Origin of the sequence: Natronorubrum thiooxidans, assembly GCF_900156475.1 — an archaeon.
In the GTDB taxonomy this organism is placed as follows: domain Archaea; phylum Halobacteriota; class Halobacteria; order Halobacteriales; family Natrialbaceae; genus Natronorubrum; species Natronorubrum thiooxidans.
In genome coordinates this window covers 11,978-33,002 of sequence record NZ_FTNR01000022.1, presented here as the reverse complement: position 1 = coordinate 33,002, position 21,025 = coordinate 11,978, and the positions used below count along the sequence as shown (strand labels likewise).

Below are 21,025 nucleotides of genomic sequence, written 5' to 3'. Positions count from 1 at the left end.
CCGACGACGCGGAACCGTTTCGTATCACGTGACTGCGTGCCCGCGTACTCTCTCCGGTCAAACTCGATCTCAACTTCGACGTCGATGTACTTGCGGCAGAGATCGTCCACGACGTCGAAGATTTTCTTCCCCTCCAAGGGAATGGCGCGGCCGCGCCATTCCCGTAATTCGTCGGTTACAACCGGGTTAGAGCTGCGTTTCAGTCGACTCACGAAGTAGCCGTCGTTCTCGTCGATCAACGCGAACCGCCGGTACTTGAAATAGGCCAGATCGAGGATCGCTAGCCGATCTTCGAGCCACGATCCTGTCTCGAACTGCGTACTGTCGTGTCTTTTCTCGTCTGTGACGCTGAACCGGTCGATCGTCTGCTCAGTGACGTTGTGGAGCAGGTGGAGCCGTGCTCCAGCCTGCTCCTCACGGCGACCTTCATACTCCTCAGCAAGCAACTCGTGGAGCCGGAGAACCGTTCCATCTGCGATCATCACGTCTCTGAATCGGTTGAACTCCTCTGAGACGGTGTGGGGGACAGCGACCTCGTCGAGCCCATACTCGACGAGGTCGCGGAGGTACTCTGCGAGAGTCGGCGTCAACCGCTGATAGAAGCCTCCTGCGGACAATGTCTTGTCTGCAGTCGAGTTGTAGCTCCGTCTGAAGCTGGCGAGCGTTCGGCTTGCGCCGCCGGCGAAGCCGAACGCAAATGACCAGACGAGCGGTGGAATCTGCAGCTTCCGATCGCGCTCGACCACGCCGACGGCATCGGCGTGGTCTTCGAGCGCTTCAGATGGAAGGAAGTTAGTGAGATGGCGTTCCACTTCGTGTGAGGAGGGGTTAGAGTGCACATCTTCCGCCTCCTCATTCCTTCCGAAAAGTAACTCCGATAAGCCGCCGCTATCGTGCGGTTTTGCGCCTAACTAAAGACGGATGGTGAATGATGTATGAACCACCACAAGGCCGACGATCTCCAGAATTGGCGGCATTACCTCTAACCGGTCAATGATCATCTCGCAGGTCTCATCGAGGAAAATCCGCAGTCCGTGGAGGGAGATCATCGCGTATTCGGCGAAACTGCCGCCGTCTTCCGGCGCGGCAGTTTCGGCCGGATCGTCGCAATAACTTTTCGCCAGCGACACCATTTCTTCAGTGAAGCGGGTAGTGACGTTCATCCAAACTGCCACTCACCCGCTTCAACTCCTTCGATTTACCGACTTATCCCGACGCCGTCTAGTGATTCAATGGAGCCTATCGGGCGGAAACTCTCGGTCTGCGCTGTGAAAGAGGCAGCGCTCGTCGTCGCCTCGAGCAGCGGGATGCGGACAGTGAGACGGCTTTGCAGGTGAGATCGGAACCGCGTCGTCAGGTTCCGGATCGCTGAGCGGCTGATACCGGTACGAACAGGTTGTTCGAAGTGGTGAAGGCATATGTCTGGCTCCCGTCGAAAGTGATGTCTCGAGTCCAATTATCTTCGAGACGTGACCGTGACGATACGCTGTCATTCGGAGCTAGAGATTTGACGTTTGTGGCACCTGTTGTTGCTGTTTACACTGTTCAGTTGAGCCAGTTTGAGAAGCGAGCAGACCGTTGAGTTGATTTGGACTAATGCTCGCAGACCTGCTCGTTCCTCAGACTGCGCTAACTAGACGGTGCCGAATACGCAGGGGTATATTGATTTAGATAATTACTTGGCTGGAAATCTCGTTGAGAAGTCCTAACATTGATTTACACTTAATCAGATTTATCGATAATGCCTGACGGATGGATTTCTCCAGATGCTGAATCAGACGAGAAGGTGCGTATCGCCCGGATAGAAGAATTCGAAGAAGGCGTGGCGACGTTCGGGATATACGATGCACGACCCGAGCCAGGCGAGGACTTTGAGATGGATATTGTTATCGAGGCATATCAATACGAAGAGGAAGTCCCAGACGAGTATAGAGGCAGAACAATTTTCCGTGTTGTTCCACACGGAGACGGGGAGTTCAGCATATTCAGCACCGAGTATGCTTCCGGGAAGGTAGAGAGTGATCAGCATATACTCGGTCTTCAATTCGATCCAGAGCTCACTGAAATCTATGACGAATACGTTGAACAAGTGATTAGAGATGACAACACAGAGGAGTGATAAACGGTGGGATATTGTTCATATCGATGTCAAACAGGCGAGTGCTACGTGTATCAGTGACGGGGATAAGACGTATTTGATTGATGCTGACCGTGCAAGCCATGTAGACGATATCAAAAGTGAATTAGATGGTAATACAATCGACGCTGCATTCATTACCCACGGTCATAGTGATCATATAGCCGGTATGAAAAAACTGGTCAAATCTGACGATGTTGAAATTGACCGGTTATACGGCCCTAACGAGAACTTGTACGATTTGAGCCCAGGGGAGCCAGGAGAGCACCTTCAACAGGTGTATAGAGCTGCTGAAAATCGGACTACTGAGGTGAAGAGGGTCGATTCATTCGGGCAAGAAGGACCAGTCAAATATGATGTCCCGCACGAAGACACTCCTATTGCAAATAACGACGGGTTGGTGGCACGTGTTGGATCCCGAGGGAATGAAACAGTGATTTTAGGTGATTCAACACCTGATCAATTAGCTAGGATTGATGATGAGTTCCTCAGGGACGCTGAGACTGTCGTTGCTCCTCACCACGGAAGTCGAAATAACTTTGACACGAAGAATATCCCTGAACAGAAACTTCGTGAACAAGAGGTTGATCCAGCGGAAGCAGATGAGACACCACTTGCAGAGATATTATCGGAGGATACGAGAGATCAACTCGGGCTCAGTGCAGACGCTGATAAGAAAGAAATCGACGACAGTATCACCACCAGAGAGGATTTCGATGCAGTAGCTGACGACCTCAGTATTGATTATCTTGAGCAGGCTGATCCGGACAATTTTGTTGTTTCCTCCGATCCAGAACACATGGATTGGGGACATCCAAACAAGTTGACGATGGCCGCTGTTGAGGGATCAGACGTTAACTGTGACGTCTATCACACAGACCGTCACGGAGATATCTATGAAAGCAGCCTATCCAATGGGGAGACACCCGGTGAAGTCGTTGAAGATCGCCTGAGCGAAGAACAGACACCAGAAATAGAGGATACAGAAGAACAAATTGACTATACGGGCTCGGAGGAACGGTTAGAGAAAGGGAGTCCTGAGGCTCACTTAGAACCGACGACTTCTGGTACAGACGATAGTGCTACCAGTGAGGATAAGTCCCAGGAACTCACTATGGAGGAATCAAGGGCCTACACTAATGATAATCCTGCAGATGAAGGTGAGGACGATGCACTCCGTGTAGATGACGTACAGAGACAGGACAAGAGCATACAAGAGAGAAAAGGCACGAACGAGGGGATCAGTGCTGACGACACACAAACCGGCGTGAACACCGGACAAGGCAATGAGGAGGATGTCAACGAAGGGGTCAGCGTTGATGACGCTCCGAATGATGTTGATACTGACGGATCCAGTGGAGAGAATGCTGAGGAGAAAGACAACGATCTGAATCAGTCGAACAGGTATCTTTTCTAAAAGTATTCCTCCTGGTTAAATCAAAGGAAGGAAGAATGTTCCCTTATTTAATCGTCAACAGTGGCCTTTTCTTCCGGTATGGGTCCTGTACCACTTTCTGATGTCCCTCCAATTTTGTCTTTAGACAGCGTAGTACCTGTCTTCCTATCGCCAGTGTCATCATTGCTGGAAGAACGATCCTTCCACTGATCGATTTCGTCCTGTACTTCTTCCAGCATGTGCAGTTTGCCCTGTCGCCATCCGTTCCGCTGCATGACGATCGCTTCGCCAGGATCGAATCGCTGGATCTCTTCTTCGGAAATCTGGTACTCTTCTTCGGTCGTAGTCTGGTTGAACACGACGCTGCGGCCGGTCAGGTTTCGCCCCATCCATGTGTTTGGACCTTGGGTGAGGCGTTCCTTCCGAACGCGGCCAGTTCGTGTACGGACGTATTCAATGCTGGCTTCGTCGCCAACACGGAGGAACAGTTCCTGTGTGAACCCGGATAGGATTGAAGATGCGTCTGCCTCACCGTACGTACCTTCTAACTGAGCCTTGCTCTGCAGCCCGATGATACCATACGCGTTCTGAGCTCGACCAGCGTTCACCAGTCGCTCGATCCGTTCTAGACCAGGGACGGTCTGGAACTCGTCGAGCAGGTAGTACGTATCACGGTCGTCAGCAGCGAGACCGTGGCGGATCGACCAGTCGATGAACAGACGGTACACCGGCTTGACGCTATCCCCACGGTCCAGTGGGAAGTCTAGGATCAGTGTTTTCCCGTCTGGATCTTCGATGTAGTCCCGGATGCTGAAGTCGCCTTTCTTCCGGAAATCACCTTTGAAAATCTCGCCCACCATTGTCTGCAGGTGGCCGTACACACCGGCGCTTTGCTCGCCGGCATCTGGGTCGAGATGAGCAGCCGCGCTTTTTAACTCGTCAAAGCCAGCGATGATCTCGTATAACTCTTCCTTGCTGTTCTTTTCGAACGTGTCTATAAGCGCCTTGTTGGACGGATCATCTTTGACACGGTTAATGGCTTTAAGAAGTGCGATGAACACTTGCTGAGCAGCACGTGGGAAGTACGGATTATTCGACTCTTCTGCTTCACTAGCAAAGATCGCACGGCCGATCTCTTCGAATTCAGACTCGTCTCGAACCTCTTCGAAGATATTCCAGATGTACGTGGAATCTTCTAAGGACAGGATGATGACGTTGTTCGAGACTGGGGACTGCGCTGCACGGCCAGTATCTTCGGTATCCCCACCGTCAGCCATGGCAGGTGCTTGTCCGAAGAACTCCTTGTAGTCGTCTTTGTAGTCAAACGCGATAAACGGCGTGTCGTCAGTTGTGTTGAACTGGTAGGCGAGTAGCTTGATCGCTTCCGTTTTCCCTGACCCGGTTTCACCGAGTGCAAGGATAGATCGGTCGCGATCAGGCGTGATAACGCCTCCGCCGCGGAGGGGCAGTGCATACGAGTCGTCATCAATAGTGAGCGTATCATCGTCGTATCTCACACCGACTGCAGCGCTGTATCCGCGTGCATAGTGATCCAGGCCCTGTAGAGTGGCAATGAAGATCACAGGGAAGCACACGACCGGCATGAGGAGTGGTGAGACCCACGCAACAGCGAGGATCGTGAGGTAAGATGCACCGATGACGAACGTTCCGAGAAGCACTTCTCGGAAGTACGTTGCATCCTTCACAATCGGTTCTAAGAAGTCAATTGGCTGGGTGAGTGCATCACTAAGCGTTCCTTCGTGAGCGTACCGTGCTAAGAAGGCAGGAAGGACATACGCGCCGCCGATGAGGACGAGTCCACTGGCGATCAGTCCACCACTGGCAGCACTCCGGAACGACAAGCCGATGTGAAGCACGGCGGTCACAAGATACCCTGCTACAAAGGATGCACCGATGTACATGACCAGCAAGCCGATCGCCTTAATCCCATCAACGGTCATTGACGGGATATCGCCGAATGCAGGCCGGTCTTCGGGGAATGGTTCTTCGATAAGGGTCTTATCGTGTTCAGCGTGAATGATCCAACTGAGTTCACGCACGTAGTACCCGAATAGAACAGGAAGGATGAGCGGGTACAGGATCATCAGCGGTGGGAAGAGAACTGCGACCGAGACAAGGACGGTTAATCCACCTCCGAGTGCGTACGTTGCGAGGATGGATTTCTTATCCTGCGGATAACTTGTCCGTCCCCCGTAGTACTCTTTCAGATCCCGGTAGACCTGCTTGTAACTTTTCAACTGAAGTGCTTTGACGAACAGGGACTTCGGGTTTCCGAAGATGAGTATCCCAGCGAGGATGAAGAATGCAAGGACAGCTAGTGCGATTGGAATTAGTCCGGCACCGGCTGCTACTTGTGCGAATCCATCAATGAACAGTAGGTTTGTTCCTAAATTGACACTACTATATAATACCATATGTAGAAGACATTCCTGAATGGTAATATATAATTGGGTTTCTGCTTAGACATTATACTTGAATTATAATACTAAGCATTAGTCCGGTTTCCAGTAATGATGGTTACTTGAGTATTTATTGGAGATCTGTCACTACTTGGCAAATCCGTCACGTCAAGAAACCCCTTCTCATAGGGGTCAGCGTGGATATTCAGAGGATCTCACGAGGAAAACAGCCTGCTGGGAAAACCGCACGACGAGAGAGACTATGAACTAGTCTGCTGGTCCCTATCAGAAGAGGCGCATATTCGACTGATTCAGATTTTTATCCTTCTCCTCACCTTCATTTTCCCCATCACCGGCATTGCCAGAATCATTGCCATTTGGAGTATCAGCAGTACTGATGCCCTCGTTCTCATCTTCGCTGTTTCCCTCACCACTCTGTATAGACTGTGTGTCGTCAGGACTAATACCCTCATTCGTATCTTCGCTGGCTTGTGCGCCCTCATTTTGATTTTCTACGTCATCTGCACGGAGAGCATCGTCCTCACCTTCGTTCGGGGTTTTCTCCGTCTGGTCTTCACGATCTTCATTGTCCGCGGGTGCATGGTTGTGGTCATGGTTATGATCGTGATTATCTTCGGTCTCTGTTTCACTCGTCTGTTCCCCGTGTCGTTCCCATCGATCACGGAGCGAGTCTTCGCTGTGATTATTCGTCGCGGAATGGAACTCCATCTCGTTCAGGGCAGCACGTCTATTCAGCGGACACGTAGGGTCTCCGGACGAACAATCGTAACCTGTTCTCCCACTTGTTGTTGAATTCCCCTGCTCGGCACCAACTGTTGTTGAATCTGTGAACGCGGCCCCTGTTTCAGCTTTCACCGCTGTATCTGTTCCTACGTTTGAATCCTTTTCTTCAGAGTACGCATTCTCACGACTTTGCGTTTGAGTCTGTTGTTCATCGGCAACCCGCGGCCGAACAGGAGATCTATGCGTCGCACAGAGTTTCTGTTCTTCCTCGGCAACTACCTGCGGCCCATCAAGACCCCAATCTTCTCTCAGCTGAGGATCGTTCTCAATGTGGTCTCTGACTTCGGCCATTTTCTCTTCGGTTATCACCCCCTTTTCGCAAGATCTATCCGGTGCTGTTGGGGATATCACGCAGTCGCTGCTCAATCTCCGCAGGAGAAGCTTCCGAGATATCGTCCCGGAGATCAGAATAGTCCTGCCCTGTGTTCTCTTTCAACTCAATGAAGGGAGTGAGAAGCATCGCCCTTACTTCAGGATCAGCTTCACACAGATCCACCACTCTTCGCATGACTCGATTTCTAACACGTGCATTCTCGAATTCTTCAGGGTTGATCTTCTGGGGGGAGAATGATCCCCTGTCCCCCGTATCGACACGATCAGGTTCCATTACCGATACTGTGGTCCGGGAACCGATTAGTGGTTTGAATGGTCAGAATTCCGAACCACTTTAGTATTCAATTGGGTAGGGTACAGCACGATGCTCGAAGATCCACAGTCATCTAATAAGCGACTCGTCATTACAGTTGTCGCAGTTAGCGTTTTGGTCTTGTTCGCCGGATGTGCGTCGATAACCGCATCCTCTACAGTTGATTCGAGCGGGACTATCGAGACGCACAAAGTGGTCGCATCAATGCCTCAAGAAACGTTTTCTCAAGTGAGTGGGCAGACAGAACAGCAGGGGTATGACACCGTCTGCGAGTTTGCAAAGGACGCTTACAATGAATCAAACTATGAAGAGGCATCCTGCGATCGATCCACGGAAGGTAGCGAAACTACGATCACGCTCACCCTACAGGAGTTCACACCCGGTGAAGATTCCCGAATCAACGTGACGGAAACGGACGGGAACGTGACGTACGTGGATGCGCTAGATTCGTCGTATAGGATCAATGACGTCGAGTTAACGTACACTGTAGATATGCCCGGTCAGATCCACGACTCGAATGCGGATACTTTAGAAAATAACGATCAAACCGCGAAGTGGACTGTGAGCGAGGATGAACAACCGCCAGAACGGATCTACGTAAAGAGTGGTACTGATCCTGGGATACTCGGATTGCTGCCCGACATTAAGCCGCAGAACGTCCTAGTCGTGCTTTCTATCTTGGGCCTTGGGGGGTACGTCTATTACTTCCGATCGGACAAGTTTGAGAATCCAGAGATCAGCCGAGAGTGAAAAAGAGTGGGACGGAGCAGTCACGAAGCAAAGGCTGGTATCGAAGTTACCAGTAGTCGCGGTAAACCTCGTTCGGCTGTGTTGAATCGCCATACGGCGTTGGATTTCACTGTTTGACGGCTTGCTTGATATTATAGACGACACACATCAAGGCGATTTCACGGAACTCTCGATACCAGGTACGCGCTCGCACGGCGTAGCCGAGCGAGCGCTTGACGGCTGAATTGACGGTTTCGGTCATTGACCGCTGAGCGTATCGATCTTCGTCAATGCGGGCGTTGTGTGCGTGATCGTACGGAGCGAAGATCCGGTGTTTGATCAGTGGGCGAATGTCGAGTTCACGCAGTCGTTCTCGGAGTTGTTGTTTGTCATAGCCTTTGTCAGCGGCAAGTGACCGCAGATCGCCCGCATTCCGGCGGGCGATCTGCTCGGCAAGGTCTGCGTCGCTGCCTTCTAATGTCGTCGAACAGTGGAGATCAAGAACGGCTTGCGTTGCTGTATCGACGAGTTTTGAGACCTTGAGCGTTTGAACGCGGTAATTCGTTCGGTGGCAGTAGTGGCGACTCGCACGATCTCGTTCGTAGAATGTTGCGTCGATAGCAGCGTGTTCGGATGGATCGTGTAGCTGCGCTGACTGGCGCAGCAACACTCGACAGACGCTCATTTCGATCCGGTCAAACGCCTTACACAGCGTAGATGGTGCGGGGAGATCGGCCTCAGTGTAGCTTCAACAGTGAACGTCTAACGTATCTTCTCTGAGCGCGTCTCTTACTGAATGGGAGGGAAGAAATATATTGTTGAACTCAGCGACGAAGACCGCAAGACGCTCGAATAGTTCACCTCTACCAGTGAACGGAGAGCCCAAGACAACACACGCGCACGAATCCTTCTGAAAGCTGACGACGGGCTCACTGATGCGACAATCAGTGAGCACGTCGACTGTCATCCCCAAACCGTCCACAACACACGCAAAGACTACACTGAACGAGGGATTGCGGCGATTCATCGCCGCAAACCTGACCGTGAGTACGAACGCAAACTCGATGGCAACGCCGAAGCCCACCTCATCAAACTCGCCTGCAGCGAACCGCCAGAAGGACACTCTCGATGGACACTCCACCTCCTTGCCGACGAACTCGTTACCCTCGACGAGATCGACTTCGAGTCGATCTCTCACGAGGCCGTCCGACAGCGGCTAAAAAACGCTCTAAAACCTCATCTCTCCAGCTACTGGGAGATACCACCAGAACAGGACGCTGACTTCGTCTACTATATGGAAGATGTTCTCAATCTCTACCACGAACCGTACGACGAGAAGCGTCCAGTCATCTGTTTTGACGAATCTAGCAAGGCGCTACGAGGACACGAACGCGACCCGCTCCCGGCCCGACCGGGAGCGGTCGCTCGTTCCGATCACCGCTACAAACGAAACGGCAAAAAGCGACTCCACCTCTCGACAGAACCGTTGACTGGCTGGGTAAACGTCGAAATTACCGAGAAGAGACGGACGACAGAATGGATCGACCGAATGGTCGAACTCGCAGATATCCACTACCCGGATGCGGACTGCATCCGGGTTGTGATGGATCAACTCAACACCCACAAGCCTACTGCCTTCTACCAGTTCTTCCCACCAGATTCTGCTCAAGCGTATCTTGATCGGTTCGAGTTTCACTACACTCCCAAGAGAGGAAGTTGGCTGAATATGGCTGAAATCGAAATAGGTGTCCTCAAACGATAGTGTCTTTATCATCGGATCTATCACGCAGCGACCCTCCGAGCGGAGGTCGCTGCGTGGCAAAGGCGTCGAAACACGACCAATCGTCCCATCGACTGGCAGTTTACTACTGACGACGCCCGGATCAAGCTACGCCAGCTCTACCCAATTGAGATTGAAGAGGATCTACAGATTCAGGCTTGAAGCTACACTCAGCGCGGCCGATCTCCCCTCACCATCCACATTATGTAAGGCGTTCGACCGGATCAGTATGAGCGTCTGTCGAGTGTTGCTGCGCCAATCGGCGCAGTTACACGATCCATCCGAACACGCTGCTATCGACGCAACATTCTATGAACGTGATCGTGCGAGCCGCCATTACTGCCAACGAACGAATTACCGCGTTCAAACGCTCAAAATCACAAAACTCGTCGATACAGCAACGCAAGCCGTTCTTGATCTCCACTGTTCGACGACGTTAGAAGGAAGCGACGCAGACCTCGCCGAGCAGATCGCCCGCCGGAATGCGGGCGATCTGCGGTCACTTGCCGCTGACAAAGGCTATGACAAGCAACAACTCCGAGAACGACTGCGTGAACTCGACATTCGCCCGCTGATCAAACACCGGATCTTCGCGCCGTACGATCACGCACACAACGCCCGCATTGACGAAGATCGGTACGCTCAGCGGTCAATGGCCGAAGCTGTCAACTCATCTATCAAGCGCTCGCTCGGCTACGCCGTGCGAGCGCGTACCTGGTATCGAGAGTTCCGTGAAATCGCCTTGATATGTGTCGTCTATAACATCAAGCAGGCCGTCAAGCAGTGAAATCCAACGCCGTATGGCGATTCAACACAGCCCTTTCTGCCATTAAGGTTATCTTCTTGGAATTAATTCTGTCTAGATCAATGGGAGGTCTCAAACAGTATAATCATAATGACTCTGTATCACTATTGGTGAAAATAAACGAAGATCTTGGCGCTGGAGGAGGACGGCGTGTTTTCAAGTTTAAAGTGTGTGTGGGCTCTTCAGAAGAAGTGAATTTCATTGTTTGGGAGGGAAGCCCTGCAACAGATGTTGATTGGGAGGACGGTGAATGGTATCAGCTCGAAAATGTGTTAGTGAAGAAATGGTCTTCAACTACCGAACTGAGTGCGACTAAACGGACTACCGCGGAAAAAGTTCAATCTGAAACTGCCGAGAGTGATGTTTCTGGCTCAGAAGCAGTATATGTAGATTCTGTGACAGACCGCTGTGGATTCACTTGGATTCCTGATAAGCAAAACAATCCTGAAAGCCGTCCACATTGTTGCTATCGAAATACATGGCGGGGTTTTGATCGGTGTATTTGGCATGCTGAGACAGACATAACAAAGCCTCCTGAAGCACTCGCTGAAGTACGAGAACAACCTGAAAATCGGAAACTAAACGCCTCTCCACGAGAGTTGTTATCTGGAGCTGTGCTACGGAACGCTGAACTAACAGGTAGTGTTCTAACAGCTGTTGATTTCAGTGGTGCTGATTTCCAAAATGCTAATTTGACTGATGTCTACCTCAGCTATTCAAATCTTTCAAACGCTGACCTTCGTGGTGTAGACCTGACAGACTGCACCGTTTCAAAAATATCGCTTAAGAATTCAGACTTAAGAACCGCAGATCTCACTGGACTGTCATTATTCAGAACTAATTTCACTGACGCGGAATTATCGGATGCTATTTTCACCAATACTAATGTTAAGGATCCCATCTTTACTGGAGCTAATCCAGAGGCTGCGAAGGGGATCATCGAGACTGAAAAGACTGGACAGTCTGGGGACAATGAAATAATTCTCCCCAGACAGAGTCACTCTAGTGAAGAAGTGTCAATATTACATACAACTAACACACATCTTGACCGGAAAAATATGGGCCGCCAGGAGCGGCAGAATGATTTCGTGAACTCATTTAAAGAAATCGTTGATTATGCGTGTACAAGCGAAGTCGGAGCCCTCATTCATACTGGTAACTTATTCTGGTCTCAACATCCAGACAAGCGAATCATCAAAGAATGCAAGCGATTACTTCACAAATTGAATGATAACCAAGTTGAGTTCATCTTAGTCCGTGGAGAACGCGATGCTACACGCACCTCAAAAATAATTCAAGAATTAGAGTCTGAAGGGCTACTCACAGGTCCACAAACTGGGTGGCACACGGTCTCAGATATCGGTATATTTTCGTACGGCGCAAGTTCTCCACCGCTTTCAGAGATCAATCCAACCCAACCAGACGATACCACTAGTCATCTCGTAGCGCTTTCAGATGCGGTCTCGATAGCTACTGACAGCGAAGATGTGACAGAGTTAGAGGACACACTCGAATTATCTCTTGACGCCGTTCTGATCGGAAACCGAACCGAATCAATCCGTACGTCAGAGTCAGGGATCCAAATACTCTCTCCGGGAATGCCTGAACGAATCATTGGTAAGAGACAAATCAAAACTCAACCCCGAACACCGGTTTTCTTCGAATATCACGTCACTGCCGGTGCGATCGATGTAACAGCACATGAAATCGATGCCCGCCCCGTCTCCGGGTTTCAAATTAACTTATCCTCGGATGCAACAGCTGAAGATGTTGACTCAGCGCTTCTCGGAAAGGACCTGCATGATGCTGCTGTCATCATAGAAATCATTGGTACACGTGATGGAAATAGCATATCCAAGAACGATATCCAGCAGATAATCTCCGACCGTGCAGCTATCGTCAGAGTGTATGACGAACGAACGGCGGTGGAAAATCAAGAGAAAACCCATCAAAACCAAATCCCATCGTCAAGCGGATGGGACGTTGATTCGCTTGCAGCAGCGACCACACTTGATGCCACAGATATCGAAGACGCAGTCAATCGATTGATGTCTTCGGGGTGTTCTCACGATACAGCCATCAAGTATGTACGGCGGTATCTCACAGAGATGTTACGGGGGGAAGGGCTCTTTGCAGTTTACGGTGTTGGCCCTAGTAGTGGTCAGACTCTCGTTGAGGCAGGTATCACAACCATTGAGGAGCTACAAGCAGCCGCACCTCATGAGCTGTCCGCTAGATCTGATTTCTCTATCCAGCAGATACAACGCCTCCAAGAGGCTGCAGAAGCAGGAAATTTGTCCTCCTTAGACCCTGATAATAAACAAGTAGCAGACCAGCTTCTCAGTACCACACAAGAATCCCCTATAAAAAGTAATAATGACTGGAATTCCTCGAGTAGGGAAGAGAGTGCGAAAACGGAGGAGAATCAGTCTAATCTGACAAGTGCTGAATCGACTACTGGGCCGAAGGGGACTGCGAGAGAAGCGATGTCAGAAACGAGTGATGACGAACAAGGAATCCTCACTCCGTCGGAACTACCTGTTCCGAGTCCAGAGACATTTACGGTGCCTGGGGGTGGTACAGTCTTTGTAAACTACCTTTCAGAGTACTATGAGTCATTCCGAAGTGCGAAAAGAGTTTTAGAACTCGTCTTCCAGATCCCTAGGATTGACATTGATCCCGATGATCGAAGAGATCCGCGTGTCCAGTATTATGTCTTGCTGGATGCGTGTATAGGATTCGGCGATATCTCGACCTCGTTTGCTGGTTACGGGCCACAGCATCAAGACAGACTCCCATTCAGCATTCGGGATTACCGCAAAGTGTTCGGAGACGCTGAAACAGTAACGGACTATCAAGTAACCAATGTGGAACCGTTCGGTGACGATACACACGACCTTCTCTATGAAAAGGCGAGCGTGAAGACAACCAGAGAGTTTGTCCGACCTTGCGTACCGGGCACGAACTACCCCCTACCGGAACTCCCAGGTTCGTTCAAGGAACTGCAGGAGGCCTTGAACCGACTTGCTACCTTCCCAGCATATCCACCACTCCCAACCGAGAATGGAATCAACACCCGAACGATCCCTATCGCCGAAATCTATCAAACATGCTTCGAAGATCTGAGCAGAGAACACCAAGCTGATCTCACTTCACTTACTGCGACTGAATCCTCACCACCAACTGGACCAGTTCCTGCTGCCACACCAACATCAACCACAGAAGCGGAGTCAACGCTCTTGGACTTCGGACGACTCTCACATCTGTTTAGACGGGTGGCTCCTCCGGCAGACTCACCAGCGAGTAGATCCTTGAATGTCTTCGCATTGGACTGGTATCGATCAGACTCACCGAGTTTTGAGGCGCTCAAAGCCCTTGCAAAGCACGGCGAGAACGACCCGATAGACGTTTTTCGGCCGCGACTACAAGATCTCCTTCATCGCCGTTTCCTCCTCGATACGTGGGACTACGATTACATCACTGTCTTCCCTGGACACGAGGCAGGTTCACTTAGCCCACAATTAGTGGAGTTGGCACAGGATGCTGTACTTGAGACGGATATCCTCTATACGCCGCTCCTTGAGCGAACGGAAACCGTTGAACGACAGCGGGAGAAATCAAAAGATGAACGTCAGCGCGTCGCCGTCGAACCATCCGCGTCGTTACGAGCGCGGGCGAAACTCAACGGTGACACGGTGATCCTGTTCGACGATATCTGCACCACCGGAAGCTCGCTCCTCGCGGGGGCCCACCTCCTCCGCCAAGCCGGCGCTGATCGAGTTGCTTGTCTCACTCTCGGTCTTACACCCGGTGGCCCACGAGAAAACGTGAAAGAAATCACCGACCCGGAAACTCCGGCGTCGGAGATAATTGCGGGGCTAAAACGATGAAAGCCACTGATAAAGCGATACTAGCCGCCCTAACCGATCTTTCCGGAATCGGCGACGCACGAGCCTACGATCTGTACACCTACTTCGATGATCCATCGGGTCTCCTCGATGCACCGGAATCCCTAGCTGATGAATTCCACTATGTTGATGCCAGCACGCTCGCCGAAATCCGGTCGCTCGACGAAGAACTCGAGTCATACTGTAACCAGTTCAACGCGTACGAATCTGACGGCATCACCGTTCTCGGGATCGAAGACGATCAGTATCCGGATGTCGTTCGTAACGGGCCAGCACCAGTTCTCATGTATGCGAAGGGGAACGTTGAGTTGCTTACCGAAACGACGGTCGGCGTCTCGGGAGCACGTGAGACCAACGAAATAGGCCGGCAGTGGATCCAATCGCTCTCGTCAGCGTTAGTCGATGAAGGATACGCGGTCGTTAGTGGCGGAGCACGCGGCGCTGATACAGCGGCACATCGAGGTGCGCTTGAGGCAAGTAATTCAACAATCGCCGTTCTTGGGACGGGCGTCAACGTTGCATATCCACCAGAGAATCAATCCCTATTCGACCAAATCATCGACACAGGCGGACTACTCGTCTCAATGCGTTCACCGGACGCAGAACCAACTCGCCACTCATTTCTTAACCGGAACGAACTCATCGCTGCTCTGAGTGACGGCATGATCTTCGTTGCCACTGATGGAAGCGGTGGCACCATGGCCCAGTACGAAATGGCACTTGAACAAGACCGGCCCGTGTTCGCCCCACCACCTGGCCTCGGTATTGAACCGAGTGACGGGTTAGAAACCTTTCAACAATCAGAAAAAACCACTATCATTCAAAACGTAAGTGATCTCTCAAACAGAGTGTCAACGACGACTTCAGAACAAATGAATCTCGATAACTGGTCGTAATCAACCCATGTTGTGTACAAAATATATAATAACGAGTCACTCTGACCGAACATGAGTATTACCGATGCATGCCACTAGATATCACTGGAACGCCGCGACTCAGCACACCACTTCGTGATTCAATCAGATCGGTTCCTAACGAAGAGAGCTCACCAACGATTGTCAGTATTAGCGACATTCACGGTTATCTTGAAGCTGCCAGAAGTGCTCTTCTAACCTTAGCAGACCATCCCGGTTTTGATCCTGTTGTCGTAGCCGATGAGGATGGAACACTACATTGGGCAAACAACAATTACGTTCTCGTGTTTAATGGCGACCTCATTGATAGAGGGCCCGCTAATGAAGCAGTGCTGAAGATGGTCGCTCGACTCATAAAAGAAGCACCACCTGGGCGAGTCCGAGTCACTCTCGGCAACCACGAGGCAATTTTACTTTCGACCGACCACTTTGGATACTCAAATTGGTTCGCCGGCCAAGTCAATGTTGATGACCGACGACTGTTTCTCGAACCGGTTCTGGCGGGTCACGTGGTAGCTGCCTATCAGGGATACAACGTCACCTATGCTCATGCTGGTTCCCCTGACCCATACTCAGTCAGTGAAGTGAACGAGTCACTCATCAAGGCTGCCAAAAAACTGGCTGACGGCCTTGGAACCAACGATGACGTACGTGTCCAACAGCAGGTCATTGACGAACACCAGCGTGTCCTCGGCGTCGGAGACGGACACCCAAAGAGCCCTGGTGCAGGACTCGTCTGGCTCGATTTCGCGTACCTTCCTAAGGACGCACCACCACAGGTTGTCGGGCACACCCGCCATACAACGCCGCAGCGAAAAGGACAGGTGCACTGTCAGAACGTCTTGCGAAATAACCTCGACTCAGAAGGAGGAGAAGCTGTGTTCGTCGAAGAGCCCAACTTTTTGTATGCTGTTACCAGATGTCCCCATTCCAACGTTAAAACAAAAATTCTCAGATAGTATCTCTCACACTCTAACGAATTCTACTACTCTGCTTTAGGTACGAATTCGTCAAGTGTCATCGACTCAAGTTCTGCTTCCATTTCATTCTCAAGTGATTGAGGGTCAGGAGCAGGGAAAACCATTTCAGGTTCATCCGCTGTGACGTCATCAACCACAGCCCGTATCTCGCTGAATGCGTCACATGAGCCAGTCCCGGTCACATGGCACCAGCCGCGAGTCCGTGTCATGGCAACAAAAGCTTGGTTACGTCGCTGGACCAGTGATTGTCCGCTGGAAACATCGTCAATATGCTCTAAACCCGATATGTAAACCATTGCTGCTTCGTTACCTTTTGCACGGTTAATTCGGGTTACGGTTACTTCGTCATCTACTGCGAAAACACTCGATTCTCCCTCCCAAACCCGATTAAACCCAATCCCATCGTCAGTAACTTCGTCAAGATGATCCGTCGGCTCGTCAGCCTCTTTCTGAGTTTGTCGGTCTAAGAGAATAACCATGATTTGCTCAGGGGCAAGCCCATGATCATTAATATCCCGTGAGATGCTCTCACCGATCAATTCTATCTCCTCACGCTTTGTCTCAGCCGCAGAGAAGCGGACAAACGGACGAGCCTCATCGTGTTCGCTCAGTGGATGAGGCGAGTTTTGTTTGGGTCGTCGAATTCGGATGTCTTCCCCGGTACGACGGAAGTCACCGTCAACGATTTTGTACCCCAAATTCTCCCAGCCTGGTTGGGTTGTAATCGCCTGCACGGCACCTTCACTTCTCTTGAGACCCATTCCAAAATAGTGAGCGGCCATGAGAACCTGCCGCGGAGAGCGATAGGCCTTTCGCATGATCTGAGATTTCTGGATGCCACCCTCGTAGGATCCACTAAGATCAACACGAAGATTCCCATCGGCATCAGTTCCGAAGATATTTTTTGAGCGAGGTGCCGTGAGCGAACCGAGACTTTGAGCCTCGTCATATGCCCACACAAGTCGTTTAGGTTCGCGTAATGCTGCCCGACACATTTTAAAGAAAGAGGGCAAGAAGTCCTGTGCCTCATCAATCAGAATCGCATCAAACGTGACAGGCACATCACCATCTTCAAGAAAGCTCTCACAACAAGAATCGAGTAACTCCGGTGTTTTTTCAAACCGACCAAACCGAGCGCGAGCATCACCAACATTCATGAATTCGTGTTCCTCCGACTGCTGTGAAAGGACGTAGTACATCCCATCAAGGACTGTGTGTCCACCCCAGCCGTGCAAGAGCCGCAGCTTGTTCCAATTCGGCTCTTCCTCAGCGAAGTGCCAGTGGAAGCGCGAAATAAGGTTTCGGACCTGTGGATAGAGGCTTTTCGTCATGAACGTGACTGCAATGTCCCACTCAGGGTGCTTCGCGTGCATTCGAGCTGCCTTCATTGCCATGAGAACAGTCTTCCCAGAGCCAGCGATACCACGAATTCGCTGCGGGCCTGGAGGAATCTGAACCCCGATTTCCTCCTGTTTATTATCGAGTTTAGGGAGGCGCTGTTCAACGGTGTCGTACAACCCACCCTTTGTGGTCGGGTCTGGCGGTGCAGCGGTTCCATCGTTCCCAATAACGGACCCGCCACCGAGTACGGATCGTGCAGCGCGGAACTCATTACTTGAGAGCGCCTCCATCCTCGGCGTCTCATTTAGTTGGCTGCGGAGTGCCTGCGGTGAGAGATCATCGGATGTGAGTACCCGCGGTGCTGCGGGTAGCTCATGAAACCCGCGTTCTTCCCATTCTTCCCGTGAGATATTGGGGAGAGCGATAAACACATTCACCGGAATTTTACACCGTCCTACCTCGTCTGTGAGGTCACTTTCTCGGGTGAAATATGACCGGATCTTAAACGCCTGATCCCGGGCTTGTGGGTGCGGTTTCGCTTTCGATTGCCGAATCCCTTGGAGATTCCATACTTGTCCTTGGATGGACTCAATGTGGTCTATTTCGTAGCCCTTACACTCGATAACAATAAGACCCAGTTCTTGATGCAGGAGAACAAAATCGGGCTCTCGGTCGTAATCATCTCCGCTCTTATCGATGACTGGGTATTTATAATAGGCAATCCCCAGATCATCGGCCCCGAACGCGTTTTTAATCGCCTCCCAGACAGGTAACTCAGCCTCACTACCGGCTTGCCCCGTATCCACTTCAGTAGGAATAAAATCCATATAATTTTATTATTATCTATATATTAAAGAGTTATGGTACTTCCTCTTAGACAGAGTGAGTGAAAGAAGAGGTCGCAGACAAACTCGAGCAGAACGAAGCCCGGTTCGACCCTGAAACAGCCGTCAATATCGCCCGTGATCTGCGTCGATGGCAGCGTTAACTCGCGTCTATCGACTCCTCCAGACTCACTTCTTCGAACCCGTGCAGTCGGCGATGTTCACGAAGGAAAATCTGATGTGGGTGGTGGTCAGATTTCTCCGGAAGTGACAGCGATTTTCCATCAAAACTGGTGAGTTCGTCATATGCTTCTTCACCTGGTTTCTCTCGGACGATGATCTCGTGCTCGTCAGTTATCGAGATCCAGCCATTGTCAAACGCCCAGTGATGGAACTTACAGAGTGCAAGTCCATTCCGGACATCGTCACTCCCACCCTCACTCTTCGGATAGATATGGGCAGCTTCAACTTCTGGATTCCCCGCCGGCGAATACCGCTGTGCTCCGCAGACAGCACAGCTCTCGTCGTAGGCCTTGAGAACAGCTTCTCGAAATGCAGACGAACGAACTCGGCGCTGGGTTTCGGTATACTCCGTCTCCGACTCCATCAACTCCGGAGGTTCACGCTCGGTCTCCGAAAGCATCTGTTCCGTCTCTTCAGTGATCGCTTCGGGTGCCTCACCGAGATCGTTCTGGGTGTGCTGTCGAAGTGCTTCGGTCAGACTCCCATATTTGGATACCAACCGCTCTTTTCGCTCCTCGATCACTCGAGTGAAGCTCTGTGGATAGAACGTCTGCCAGCCAATATCTTCGTGGAACGCTTCAGAATGGATATCCACGCGCTTAATATTGGTGAGATAGATAATATACGGCCATCCCTCGGTGATGTCTTCCACGCGACGTCCTTCATCGTATGGCGTCCAGAGTTTTTGAGCGAGTGTATCGTTTTCCTGCGTCGTCAGAACTGTTGCAGCGTGCGTGTATGATTTCCGTTTAGTATAGAATAAGAGGACGTCACCGGAATCCATCTGCTCCCAGGCAGATTGGTTCCCACTGACAACGCCCCAGACGGCGATCTCGTCGTCTTCAAACTCCGGGATTTCAGGGTATGTGGATGGATCAACTCCATTCAAGACAGTATCTTGAAAATGTCTGTAGGTGCCTTCTTTCTGCTCGCGGCTACAAGGGGCGAGAAAGATATTCTTTGGTTCCGGCATACTCGGTTCTCCTCACTCGTGTGTTATAATTCCGATCCAATAGATCTGGGTCATTGCTAAGAATATGTCGCAGTAATTAACATTCTTAATACCTTATTAATAGCTACGTCGAATAATGTCCACAGAAATTTTTCTTGACTCCTTGTAGTAAGCAGGGTGGGAACTCGCGAGCGTACCAACACCACCAGAATACCGTCGTTGATGGGATTGAGATTGAGTCCGAGTACCGGCCTTCAGTGAATCAGGGAGACGAGAAAGTGTCTGTATGGGGCGTAACGGAGGGGAACAGTCATCTCTGGGAGCGACGTTCATCTAATCCAAGAACTCGACGGATACGTGGCATCTCGATCAGTTGTCGTGAAGATTCGTCACTCGTATTTTCGACTCGAGGACGTCCGTCTGAAAATCAGAATCCGCAACGACAAGATTATCACCGGTCGAGCGAGCAGTCGCCGCAATCATGAGATCTCGAACAGCCATCCGTTCACCATCGGTGAGAAGTTCATCTTGCAGCCGAGCCGCCTCGAGCGCGATATCCTCGTTGAACTCGAGGGAATGGACGCCACCGAAGTGCTGCCGTTCTGCACGCACATCGGTTTCGCCGCTGCCGAGCGTTCCAGCGAGAACTTCGTAGACACAGACCGCCGATGTGAAATACGGTTCGTCCTGTGATTCGACGAACGCAACGGTTTCATCGACGCCCTCGAGCATATCGATGATGACTGACGAATCGAGAAATGTCATCGCTCGAAGCTCTCTCGGGATCGATCGATAGCGTCGCGGGCCCGGTCGGCTGTGTCCGTATCCCATGCACCGACGGTGATCGGCTCTTCGTCGCTCGCCAGTCGCTCGAGTAACTCGTCGAAACTCTCGTCGTCGCGCTTGAGGCGATCAAGTTTTGCTTTCGTCTCGTCCGAGACGCGGATGGACGTACTCATGTGTATACATCGTGTATGCAGAAGCTAAGAAGTTTCGCCGCGGTGGTTGCTCAAACCTCGGCCTTCGGCTAATAACCGGACCCAATCATAGAAGAGAGCAATCTCGATATCCATCCCACCCTGAAGGGCGAAGATTTCTGACCGAGTTTGGGACCCAACTCAGCAGTGCGGTGCCGTGAAAAATTTC

The 21,025-nt window shown here is 51.1% G+C and carries 16 protein-coding genes and 2 pseudogenes; 8 read left to right on the top strand and 10 right to left on the bottom strand.

Going from position 1 to position 21,025, the window contains the following annotated elements:
* Together BW940_RS19040 and BW940_RS19035 are read right to left on the bottom strand one after the other, a co-directional pair.
* Positions 1 to 812 (bottom strand): IS4 family transposase (locus BW940_RS19040; RefSeq protein ID WP_173834923.1); only part of this gene is annotated, 812 nt, incomplete at its 3' end.
* A 99-nt stretch (positions 813 to 911) separates the two neighbouring features.
* Complete coding sequence (locus BW940_RS19035) at positions 912 to 1,163, bottom strand: hypothetical protein (RefSeq protein WP_216819684.1); 252 nt, start codon at positions 1,161 to 1,163, stop codon at positions 912 to 914.
* Positions 1,164 to 1,741: 578 nt separating this feature from the next.
* Between BW940_RS19035 and BW940_RS19030 the strand changes: the two genes are divergently transcribed.
* Positions 1,742 to 2,119, top strand: a complete 378-nt coding sequence (locus BW940_RS19030; protein WP_076610762.1) for a hypothetical protein — start codon at positions 1,742 to 1,744, stop codon at positions 2,117 to 2,119.
* Positions 2,100 to 3,554 (top strand): ComEC/Rec2 family competence protein, encoded by a 1,455-nt coding sequence (locus tag BW940_RS19025; protein ID WP_076610761.1) that lies wholly within the window; start codon positions 2,100 to 2,102, stop codon positions 3,552 to 3,554. The genes BW940_RS19030 and BW940_RS19025 overlap by 20 nt, the downstream gene beginning before the upstream one ends.
* 47 nt (positions 3,555 to 3,601) lie before the next feature.
* Here BW940_RS19025 and BW940_RS19020 read toward each other — a convergent pair whose 3' ends face one another.
* From BW940_RS19020 to BW940_RS21255, 3 genes are all read right to left on the bottom strand, one after another.
* Positions 3,602 to 5,968 (bottom strand): type IV secretion system DNA-binding domain-containing protein, encoded by a 2,367-nt coding sequence (locus BW940_RS19020; RefSeq protein ID WP_076610760.1) that lies wholly within the window; start codon positions 5,966 to 5,968, stop codon positions 3,602 to 3,604.
* 270 nt (positions 5,969 to 6,238) lie between these two features.
* Complete coding sequence (locus tag BW940_RS21260; RefSeq protein WP_143823954.1) at positions 6,239 to 7,108, bottom strand: hypothetical protein; 870 nt, start codon at positions 7,106 to 7,108, stop codon at positions 6,239 to 6,241.
* Positions 7,083 to 7,364 carry a hypothetical protein gene (locus BW940_RS21255; protein ID WP_143823953.1) on the bottom strand — a complete coding sequence of 94 codons (282 nt, stop codon included), beginning with the start codon at positions 7,362 to 7,364 and terminating at the stop codon, positions 7,083 to 7,085. The genes BW940_RS21260 and BW940_RS21255 overlap by 26 nt, the downstream gene beginning before the upstream one ends.
* A 90-nt stretch (positions 7,365 to 7,454) precedes the next feature.
* On the opposite strand from BW940_RS21255, the gene BW940_RS19005 reads away from it, so the two are divergent.
* Entirely contained in the window at positions 7,455 to 8,153 is a 699-nt protein-coding gene (locus BW940_RS19005; RefSeq protein WP_143823952.1) for a hypothetical protein, read from the top strand.
* Between the two features lie 106 nt (positions 8,154 to 8,259).
* On the opposite strand, the pseudogene BW940_RS19000 reads toward BW940_RS19005, so the two are convergent.
* Positions 8,260 to 8,871, bottom strand: a pseudogene (locus BW940_RS19000) (IS5 family transposase); the annotation flags it as partial.
* Positions 8,872 to 9,036: 165 nt separating this feature from the next.
* Here BW940_RS19000 and BW940_RS18995 point away from each other — a divergent pair.
* The 5 genes and pseudogenes from BW940_RS18995 (at position 9,037) to BW940_RS18975 (ending at position 16,498) form a co-directional block, all read left to right on the top strand.
* Positions 9,037 to 9,894, top strand: coding sequence for an IS630 family transposase (locus BW940_RS18995; protein WP_216819685.1), 858 nt, complete (start codon positions 9,037 to 9,039; stop codon positions 9,892 to 9,894).
* Positions 9,895 to 10,081: 187 nt separating this feature from the next.
* Positions 10,082 to 10,699, top strand: a pseudogene (locus tag BW940_RS18990) (IS5 family transposase); the annotation flags it as partial.
* A complete protein-coding gene (locus tag BW940_RS18985; protein ID WP_084776824.1) occupies positions 10,696 to 14,607 on the top strand; it encodes a pentapeptide repeat-containing protein in 3,912 nt (1,303 codons plus the stop codon). The pseudogene BW940_RS18990 and the gene BW940_RS18985, both read left to right, overlap by 4 nt.
* Positions 14,604 to 15,521, top strand: a complete 918-nt coding sequence (locus BW940_RS18980) for a DNA-processing protein DprA (RefSeq protein WP_076610754.1) — start codon at positions 14,604 to 14,606, stop codon at positions 15,519 to 15,521. Before BW940_RS18985 ends, BW940_RS18980 begins: the two co-directional genes overlap by 4 nt.
* Before the next feature lie 68 nt (positions 15,522 to 15,589).
* Positions 15,590 to 16,498, top strand: a complete 909-nt coding sequence (locus BW940_RS18975; protein ID WP_084776823.1) for a metallophosphoesterase — start codon at positions 15,590 to 15,592, stop codon at positions 16,496 to 16,498.
* Between the two features lie 26 nt (positions 16,499 to 16,524).
* Here BW940_RS18975 and BW940_RS18970 read toward each other — a convergent pair whose 3' ends face one another.
* The 4 genes from BW940_RS18970 to BW940_RS18955 all read right to left on the bottom strand — a co-directional run bounded on the left by BW940_RS18970 (position 16,525) and on the right by BW940_RS18955 (position 20,838).
* Complete coding sequence (locus BW940_RS18970) at positions 16,525 to 18,687, bottom strand: nuclease-related domain-containing DEAD/DEAH box helicase (RefSeq protein WP_076610753.1); 2,163 nt, start codon at positions 18,685 to 18,687, stop codon at positions 16,525 to 16,527.
* Positions 18,688 to 18,844: 157 nt separating this feature from the next.
* Positions 18,845 to 19,900, bottom strand: coding sequence for an HNH endonuclease (locus BW940_RS18965; RefSeq protein WP_084776822.1), 1,056 nt, complete (start codon positions 19,898 to 19,900; stop codon positions 18,845 to 18,847).
* A 348-nt stretch (positions 19,901 to 20,248) separates the two neighbouring features.
* Entirely contained in the window at positions 20,249 to 20,644 is a 396-nt protein-coding gene (locus BW940_RS18960; RefSeq protein ID WP_076610751.1) for a type II toxin-antitoxin system VapC family toxin, read from the bottom strand.
* Positions 20,641 to 20,838, bottom strand: coding sequence for a DUF7557 family protein (locus BW940_RS18955; RefSeq protein ID WP_076610750.1), 198 nt, complete (start codon positions 20,836 to 20,838; stop codon positions 20,641 to 20,643). Before BW940_RS18955 ends, BW940_RS18960 begins: the two co-directional genes overlap by 4 nt.
* Between the last annotated feature and the right edge of the window lie 187 nt (positions 20,839 to 21,025).